The 8,188-nt window shown below is 54.1% G+C and carries 7 protein-coding genes and 1 riboswitch; of the genes, 5 read left to right on the top strand and 2 right to left on the bottom strand.

Going from position 1 to position 8,188, the window contains the following annotated elements; all coding sequences use genetic code 11:
* Nucleotides 1-310 precede the first annotated feature (310 nt).
* Nucleotides 311-1,228, top strand: coding sequence for a DNA-binding transcriptional regulator OxyR (gene oxyR / locus ACLGE8_RS22515; protein ID WP_185668787.1), 918 nt, complete (start codon nucleotides 311-313; stop codon nucleotides 1,226-1,228).
* Here the strand turns inward: oxyR and sthA are convergent.
* Nucleotides 1,211-2,611, bottom strand: a complete 1,401-nt coding sequence (gene sthA, locus ACLGE8_RS22520) for a Si-specific NAD(P)(+) transhydrogenase (RefSeq protein WP_411001343.1) — start codon at nucleotides 2,609-2,611, stop codon at nucleotides 1,211-1,213. The genes oxyR and sthA overlap by 18 nt on opposite strands.
* 197 nt (nucleotides 2,612-2,808) lie before the next feature.
* On the opposite strand from sthA, the gene fabR reads away from it, so the two are divergent.
* Both fabR and ACLGE8_RS22530 read left to right on the top strand, forming a co-directional pair.
* Nucleotides 2,809-3,444, top strand: coding sequence for an HTH-type transcriptional repressor FabR (fabR, locus tag ACLGE8_RS22525; RefSeq protein WP_395597029.1), 636 nt, complete (start codon nucleotides 2,809-2,811; stop codon nucleotides 3,442-3,444).
* Between the two features lie 15 nt (nucleotides 3,445-3,459).
* A complete protein-coding gene (locus ACLGE8_RS22530) occupies nucleotides 3,460-3,816 on the top strand; it encodes a YijD family membrane protein (protein WP_185668784.1) in 357 nt (118 codons plus the stop codon).
* A gap of 89 nt (nucleotides 3,817-3,905) precedes the next feature.
* On the opposite strand, the gene trmA is transcribed toward ACLGE8_RS22530, so the two are convergent.
* Nucleotides 3,906-5,006, bottom strand: a complete 1,101-nt coding sequence (trmA, locus tag ACLGE8_RS22535; RefSeq protein ID WP_411001345.1) for a tRNA (uridine(54)-C5)-methyltransferase TrmA — start codon at nucleotides 5,004-5,006, stop codon at nucleotides 3,906-3,908.
* A gap of 114 nt (nucleotides 5,007-5,120) precedes the next feature.
* Nucleotides 5,121-5,308, top strand: a riboswitch (cobalamin riboswitch).
* Between the two features lie 64 nt (nucleotides 5,309-5,372).
* Between trmA and btuB the strand changes: the two genes are divergently transcribed.
* Together btuB and murI are read left to right on the top strand one after the other, a co-directional pair.
* Nucleotides 5,373-7,229: a TonB-dependent vitamin B12 receptor BtuB gene (gene btuB / locus ACLGE8_RS22540; RefSeq protein ID WP_411001347.1), complete on the top strand. Its 1,857-nt coding sequence runs from the start codon at nucleotides 5,373-5,375 to the stop codon at nucleotides 7,227-7,229.
* Complete coding sequence (gene murI, locus ACLGE8_RS22545) at nucleotides 7,174-8,031, top strand: glutamate racemase (protein ID WP_411001349.1); 858 nt, start codon at nucleotides 7,174-7,176, stop codon at nucleotides 8,029-8,031. The genes btuB and murI overlap by 56 nt, the downstream gene beginning before the upstream one ends.
* The last annotated feature ends 157 nt before the right edge of the window (nucleotides 8,032-8,188 follow it).

Consider the following 8,188-nt stretch of genomic DNA (forward strand, 5'->3'; position numbering starts at 1 on the left):
TGTCAGATCGTATGCGCCTGTTAGGGCGCGGCTGGTAAGAGAGCCTTATAGGCGCATCAGAAAAACCTCCGGCTATGCCGGAGGATATTTATTTACGGCCAAAAAAAAGCGGGCACGGGGCCCGCAAACGTTCATGTTGGCTTTATTTGTCGAGTTTGAGAGAAACTCCGAATCAGTATGACGACTTCAAGGGTTAAACAAGGGTCATCTGTTTCTGTGGTGTATTATTGAACAGAACGCTTGATAGGGATAATCATTCATTGCTATTCTATCTATCGCCATGAACTATCGTGGCGATGGAGGATGAATAATGAATATTCGTGATCTTGAATACCTGGTGGCGTTAGCTGAACACCGGCACTTCCGCCGGGCGGCAGATTCCTGCCATGTCAGCCAGCCAACTCTAAGTGGGCAGATTCGTAAGCTGGAAGATGAACTGGGCGTGATGCTGCTGGAGCGTACCAGCCGCAAAGTGCTGTTCACCCAGGCGGGCCTGCTGCTGGTGGACCAGGCGCGTACCGTGTTACGCGAGGTCAAAGTGCTGAAGGAGATGGCAAGCCAGCAGGGGGAGACGATGTCCGGCCCGTTGCATATCGGCCTGATCCCAACCGTTGGCCCGTACCTGCTGCCTCATATTATTCCCATGCTGCACCAGACCTTCCCGAAGCTCGAAATGTACCTGCATGAAGCGCAGACCCATCAACTGCTGGCGCAGCTCGACAGCGGTAAGCTGGACTGTGCGATTCTGGCGCTGGTGAAAGAGAGTGAAGCCTTTATTGAGGTGCCGCTGTTCGACGAACCAATGATGCTGGCGATCTATGCCGATCACCCGTGGGCGGAGCGCGATCGCGTGCCGATGTCAGATCTGGCCGGTGAAAAGCTGCTGATGCTGGAAGACGGGCACTGCCTGCGCGACCAGGCGATGGGCTTCTGCTTTGAGGCAGGCGCGGATGAAGATACCCACTTCCGCGCAACCAGTCTGGAAACGCTGCGCAATATGGTGGCGGCGGGAAGCGGTATTACGCTGCTGCCAGCGCTTGCCGTGCCGCAGGAACGTAAACGCGATGGCGTCGTGTACCTGCCGTGCATTAAGCCGGAACCACGCCGCACCGTTGGCCTGGTCTATCGTCCGGGATCGCCTCTACGCGGCCGCTATGAGCAGCTGGCAGAGGCCGTCCGCGAAACGATGGACGGCCATTTTGACAGCGCGTTAAAACAGGCGGTTTAAGCCGTTTAGCGCCGCTACCCGATAGGCTTCCGCCATGGTTGGGTAGTTAAAGGTGGTGTTAACGAAGTACTCAATGGTGTTACCACCACCTTTCTGCTCCATAATCGCCTGGCCGATATGAATAATTTCGGCCGCGCGCTCGCCAAAGCAGTGAATGCCAAGGATCTCCTTGGTCTCCCGATGGAACAGGATCTTCAGGCTCCCCACGCTCATACCGACGATTTGCGCTCGCGCCAGGTGTTTAAACTGCGCACGACCTACCTCATACGGCACCTTCATTGCGGTCAACTGCTGTTCGGTTTTGCCGACGGAGCTGATTTCCGGAATGGTATAGATACCGGTTGGGATGTCTTCAATCAGGTGCGCGGTGGCTTCACCTTTCATCAGCGCCTGGGCGGCAATACGTCCCTGATCGTAGGCTGCCGAAGCCAGGCTCGGATAACCGATAACATCACCAACGGCATAGACGTGCGGCAGCGCGGTCTGGTACATGCTGTTCACCTTCAACTGGCCACGGCCATCGGCCTGTAGCCCGATGTTTTCCAGCGACAGCGAATCAGTGTTGCCGGTACGCCCGTTGGCAAACAGCAAGCAGTCGGCTTTGAGCTTCTTGCCAGACTTCAGGTGCATGATCACGCCGTCGTCCACGCCTTCAATCTTCTCGTACTCTTCGTTGTGGCGAATCACTACGCCGCTGTTCCAGAAGTGGTAAGAGAGTGAATCTGACATTTCCTGGTCGAGGAAGGCCAGCAGGCGGTCGCGGGTGTTGATGAGATCAACCTTAACCTCCATTCCACGGAAGATAGACGCATATTCGCAGCCGATAACCCCTGCGCCGTAGATAATCACGTGGCGCGGTTCGTGGTGCAGGCTGAGAATTGAGTCGCTGTCGTAAATGCGCGGGTGGGTAAAGTCGACGTCGGCCGGGCGATACGGGCGTGAGCCGCAGGCAATCACGAACTTATCGGCGGTGAACGTTTCGACGGAACCGTCCGGACACTCCAGCGCGATGGTGTGCTCATCGACGAAGCGGGCGTCACCCTGCAACATTTCACAGTGATTACGCTCATAAAAGCCCTGACGCATGTGAGTTTGCTGATTGATTACGCTATCGGCATGATTCAGGATGTCGGCAAATGAGGAGCGGAGAAGTCGGCTGTGGTCGCTGTAAAGAGGGTTCTGGTTGAATTCGATAATACGGCTAACGGCGTGGCGAAGGGCTTTGGACGGGATGGTACCCCAGTGGGTACAGCCGCCGCCGACATTATGATAACGCTCAATAACGGCGACACGGGCTCCTTGCTTCACCAGACCCATAGCAGCGCCTTCGCCGCCGGGGCCGGAACCAATTACTATTGCATCATAATCGTAGGAATGTGGCATGGTAAGGCTTACCTGTTCTTATACATAAAAGCAACAGAATCATAACATCATCGAAGTAATAACCCAATTATCGTTGGGCTTTTTTCATACGAAATAGCATAAATAGCATGTAAACAATCATTAACAAAGCTGCGTAAGTCGATTCGTTTTAATCTCTGGTATAGTGCCAGCACGGCTTGTGGAAGGATTCAGTCATCGTGATGGGTGTTAGAGCGCAACAAAAAGAAAAAACCCGGCGTTCGCTGGTGGAAGCGGCATTTAGTCAACTCAGTGCCGAACGTAGTTTTGCTAGCCTGAGCCTGCGCGAAGTCGCACGCGAGGCAGGGATTGCGCCAACCTCCTTTTATCGTCATTTCCGTGATGTGGATGAGCTTGGGCTGACCATGGTCGATGAGAGCGGTCTGATGCTGCGTCAGCTGATGCGCCAGGCGCGCCAGCGTATCGCCAAAGGCGGCAGCGTTATCCGCACTTCCGTTTCAACTTTTATGGAATTTATCGGCAATAACCCGAACGCCTTCCGCCTGCTGCTGCGTGAGCGTTCAGGCACCTCTGCGGCATTTCGTGCCGCGGTCGCCCGCGAAATTCAGCATTTTATTGCGGAACTTGCCGACTATCTGGAAATCGAAAACCATATGCCTCGAGCCTTCACGGAAGCGCAGGCTGAGGCGATGGTGACTATCGTATTTAGCGCGGGAGCGGAGGCTCTGGACGTAAGCCTTGAGCAGCGCCGACAGCTGGAAGAGCGGCTGGTGCTGCAGTTACGGATGATCTCCAAGGGCGCGTACTACTGGTATCGCCGTGAACAAGAGAAGATGACACATCAGTCCGAATAAGGTGGTAGACGAGCAATGAAACAGTCAGGTCAAGATAAAGGTACGCTGCTGCTGGCGCTGTTGGCTGGCTTATCAATTAACGGGACGTTTGCGGCACTGTTCAGCTCCATCGTGCCATTCTCTATATTCCCTATTATTGCGCTGGTGCTGACGGTGTACTGCCTGCATCAACGTTACCAGAATCGTACGATGCCGGTCGGATTACCGGGCCTGGCAGCCGCCTGCTTTATTCTTGGCGTACTGCTGTACAGCACTGTGGTGCGCGCGGAGTACCCGGATATCGGCTCTAACTTCTTCCCGGCGGTACTGTCGGTGGCGATGGTCTTCTGGATTGGCGTGAAGTTGCGTAGCCGCAAGCAGGAACAGCAGTAAGCTGTAGGCCGGATAAGGCAACGCCGCCATCCGGCAAACTGCTCAGAAATTGCCGGATAGCGCTACGCTTATCCGGTCTACGTTCAGTCTTATTTCTTCGTTAACAGCACGCCGCATTCCATATGATGGGTATACGGGAACTGATCGAACAGCGCCAGGCGGGTCACATTGTGCGTCTGGCTCAACGTTTCCAGGTTCTGGCACAGTGTCTCTGGGTTACAGGAGATGTACAGAATGTTTGGATACGCCTGCACCATCTTCTCGGTTTCGCTGTCCAGCCCGCTACGCGGTGGGTCGACGAAAATTGTCTCGCATTGATAGCTTTTCAGGTCAATGCCCTGCAGACGGTTAAATTCCCGCACGCCGTTCATCGCCTGCGTAAACTCTTCTGCCGCCATGCGGATGATCTGTACGTTGTCTATCTGGTTGACGGCGATGTTGTACTGCGCCGCTGCCACCGACGGTTTGGCAATTTCTGTTGCCAGAACGCGGTTAAAGTTACGCGCCAGCGCCAGCGAGAAGTTACCGTTACCGCAGTACAGCTCCAGCAGGTCGCCGTGTGAATTCTGCGTAGCATCCAGCGCCCACTCCAGCATCTGAATGTTCATGGCGGCGTTCGGCTGGGTAAAGCTGTTTTCCACCTGACGGTAGATCATCTCTTTACCCGCAACCGGCAGACGTTCATCAATATAATCCTGGTCCAGCTCAATTTTGGTTTTGGTCGCGCGGCCAATCAGGTGCACGTTCAGCCCTTGAGCGCGCAGTGCGTCACGCAGCGCTTCGGCCTGCTCACGCCATGCGTCATCGAGCTTTTTATGGTACAGCAGCGAGACGACAGCTTGATTGCTCAGAGTGGTGAGGTAGTCAATCTGGAACAGCTTGTGGCGCAGCGCATGGTTATCGCGAACGCCGTCGAGCACGGCGCTCATCAGGGTGTTGATGAGCTGGCTTGCCGCAGGGAAAGCGTCTACGCGGATGCGGTTCTTGGTCTGCTGGTCGAACATGATGTGGTACAGGTCATCACCGTCATGCCAGATGCGGAATTCGGCGCGCATCCGGTAGTGGCTGACCGGCGAGCGAAACACCTCCGGCGCGGGAGCGCTAAACGGCGTCATCATTGTTTGCAGGCGAGTGACTTTCTCGGCGAGCTGAGCGTCGTACTGTTCGGTTGGGAGATGTTCGGGGGTCATGATGCATCCTGAATAATAAAAGTACGCGGGGATTGTAGGGCTTGTTCAGGGGATGTCCAGCGCCGATGACGGTGAAAATCATAAATAGCAGTCTGGACATCCATATGTAACTAAATGTAGCATCCTCGTACCGGTCCTGTGAGTTAAAAGGGAACCCAGTGTAAATCTGGGGCTGACGCGCAGCGGTAAGGAAGGTAAGAGATGAGCGCATTCAATGCAGACACTGCGGCATGCCGTGGGAAGTCATCGCCTCTTTATATAGCCTCCAAGCCCGAAGACCTGCCGGATGACGTCGCATGGGGTTTTATCGTCGCGAGCAACTGATAAAGCCTGCGGCATCCCTTTTCTATTTGGATGCTTTAAAAAATGATTAAAAAAGCTTCGCTGATGACGGCGTTATCCGTCACGGCATTTTCCGGCTGGGCGCAGGACAGCAATTCCGACTCGATGGTGGTAACCGCTAACCGCTTTCAGCAACCGGTCAACACGGTGTTGGCTCCTACCGATGTGGTCACGCGTGAGGATATCCAACGCTGGCAGTCTAAAGATCTCAATGATGTAATGCGCCGCTTGCCGGGAGTGGATATTTCGCAGACCGGTGGGATGGGAAATAGCTCTTCTCTATATGTGCGTGGCACCGAAGCGCGTCATGTACTGGTGCTGATTGATGGGATTCCAATGGCGCGACCGGGGATTTCCAACGGTGTCGATATTAGCCAGATCCCGGTCTCACTGGTGCAGCGTATTGAATATATCCGTGGGCCGCGTTCTGCGGTTTATGGTTCAGGCGCCATCGGCGGCGTGGTTAACATTATTACCATGAGTGACGTCGAGCGTTCGCAGATTAATGCGGGAATGGGTAGCAACGGCTACCAGACTTATGACGGTGCGATCAACAAGCGTTTCGGCGACACGATAGTGACCGCAGCGGGTGCGTATCAAACCACGAAAGGTTTTAACGTCCAGCCGGATTCACCTTACAGCGATGACAGCGATCGTGACGGTTATCGTAACAAGCTGTTCTGGGGCGGCGTGCAGCACAAGTTCGACGATAGCTTCTCTGGCTTCTTCCGTGGTTATGGGTATACCGCGAACAGCGATTACGATCAGGGATCGTACGGCTATGCAGGTGGCAATGATGAAGCTCAGAACTACAACCAGTCATGGGATACGGGGCTGCGCTACAGCTCCGGTATCTATTCTTCTCAGCTGATTGCTAACTATCAGCATCTTAAAGACTATAACTACAGCAACGACCTCGGTCGCTACGCCGGTGATGCCACGCTGGATGATATGGAACAGCGTTATATCCAATGGGGCAACAACGTTGAGGTTGGGCACGGCGCGATTAGCGGCGGCGTTGACTGGAAGCAGGAGAAGCTGACTTCCAACAGTACAACGTTATCAGATGTCTATAAACGTGATACCACCGGGCTCTACCTGACCGGGCAGCAGCAGATCGACGCCGTGACGCTGGAAGCTTCCGGCCGCGAAGATCACGATGAGCAGTTTGGCTGGCACGGTACCTGGCAAACCGCGGCTGGATGGGAATTTGTTGATGGCTATCGTGCTACGCTTTCCTACGGCACGGGGTTCCTGGCGCCATCACTGGGCCAACAGTTTGGTGCAACGCGATTTGCTTCTTCCTATGGTCCCGGGATTTCCTCTAACCCGAACCTGAAGCCAGAAGAATCAAAACAGTGGGAAGCAGGGATCGATGGTTTAACCGGTCCGCTGGATTGGCGTTTATCTGCATATCATTACGAAATCCAGAATCTGATTGATTATAAAAATAATCAATACATCAACGTGAAGTCGGCCACGATAAAAGGTCTTGAGTGGACGGGGAACGTGACGACTGGGCCGGTAGAACATCATCTGACGTTCCAGTACGTTGACCCACGTGATGATGACACCGATAAAGTATTGTATCGCCGTGCCAAGCAGCAGGTGAAGTACGAACTGACCGGCCAGGTTTATGACCTGGGTTGGAACGTGATGTATCAATACCTCGGTGAGCGTTACGATAATGACTATGACAACAATCGTGATGTGAAAATGGGCGGCGTAAGTCTGTGGGATATCGGATTGTCATATCCTGTCACCTCACACCTGACCGTTCGTGGTAAAATAGCCAACCTGTTCGATAAAGATTACGAGACAGCATATGGCTACCCAACTGCAGGACGGGAATACACCTTGTCTGGCAGCTACACCTTCTGAACCACGTCCTACCGTACTGGTGTTTGACTCCGGTGTCGGTGGGCTGTCGGTCTATGATGAGATCCGGCATCTCTTGCCGGATCTCCATTACATCTATGCCTTCGATAACGTCGCGTTCCCCTATGGGGAGAAGAGCGAGGAGTTTATCGTTGAGCGAGTTGTTGAAATTGTCACTGCGGTACAGGCACGCTACCCGCTTTCCTTAGCGGTGATTGCCTGTAACACGGCCAGTACGGTCTCTCTGCCTGCGCTGCGCGACAAGTTTGCTTTTCCGGTTGTGGGCGTTGTGCCGGCTATCAAACCGGCAGCGCGTCTGTCGGCTAACCGTATAGTGGGCTTACTGGCAACGCGGGGTACGGTCAAACGTCCTTATACCCATGAGCTGATTGCACGCTTTGCCAATGAATGTCGCATCGAGATGCTGGGCTCTGCTGAACTGGTGGAGTTGGCGGAAGCGAAGCTGCACGGTGAGCCGGTTCCTCTTGAAGAGCTGCGTCGTATTCTGCGTCCATGGCTGCGTATGCAGGAACCACCGGATACCGTCGTGCTCGGCTGCACTCACTTCCCTCTATTACAGGATGAGTTGCTGCAGGTCCTGCCCGAAGGTACTAGATTGGTAGATTCCGGTGCGGCAATTGCGCGTCGTACTGCCTGGCTGCTGGAACATGAAGCGCCGGATGCGAAATCCAGCGATGCGAATCTGGCTTACTGTATGGCGTTGACGACAGAAACTGAGCAACTTTTACCCGTTTTACAGCGTTACGGCTTTGAAACGCTCGAAAAACTGCCTGTTTCAGCCTGATTTGAGCAAAAAAGAGACGGTTGAAAAGTTTTTTTAAAACAGGGCTTGTCAACGTCTCAGAACTCCCTATAATGCGCCTCCACTGACACGGAACAACGGCAAACAAGCCGCCGGGTCAGCGAGGTTCTCCTGAGAATCTCGAGAGACGAAAGCGAAA

It is taken from the genome of Kluyvera sp. 142486, from assembly GCF_046569695.1.
Taxonomy (GTDB): domain Bacteria; phylum Pseudomonadota; class Gammaproteobacteria; order Enterobacterales; family Enterobacteriaceae; genus Kluyvera.

What these genes read in the sequence shown, in the direction of transcription:
- oxyR (WP_185668787.1), top strand. Translation starts at nt 311, where the DNA reads ATGAATATTCGTGATCTTGAATACCTGGTGGCGTTAGCTGAACACCGG.
- ACLGE8_RS22530 (WP_185668784.1), top strand. Translation starts at nt 3,460, where the DNA reads ATGAAACAGTCAGGTCAAGATAAAGGTACGCTGCTGCTGGCGCTGTTG.
- murI (WP_411001349.1), top strand. Translation starts at nt 7,174, where the DNA reads ATGGCTACCCAACTGCAGGACGGGAATACACCTTGTCTGGCAGCTACA.
- sthA (WP_411001343.1), bottom strand. Translation starts at nt 2,611, where the DNA reads ATGCCACATTCCTACGATTATGATGCAATAGTAATTGGTTCCGGCCCC.
- trmA (WP_411001345.1), bottom strand. Translation starts at nt 5,006, where the DNA reads ATGACCCCCGAACATCTCCCAACCGAACAGTACGACGCTCAGCTCGCC.
- btuB (WP_411001347.1), top strand. Translation starts at nt 5,373, where the DNA reads ATGATTAAAAAAGCTTCGCTGATGACGGCGTTATCCGTCACGGCATTT.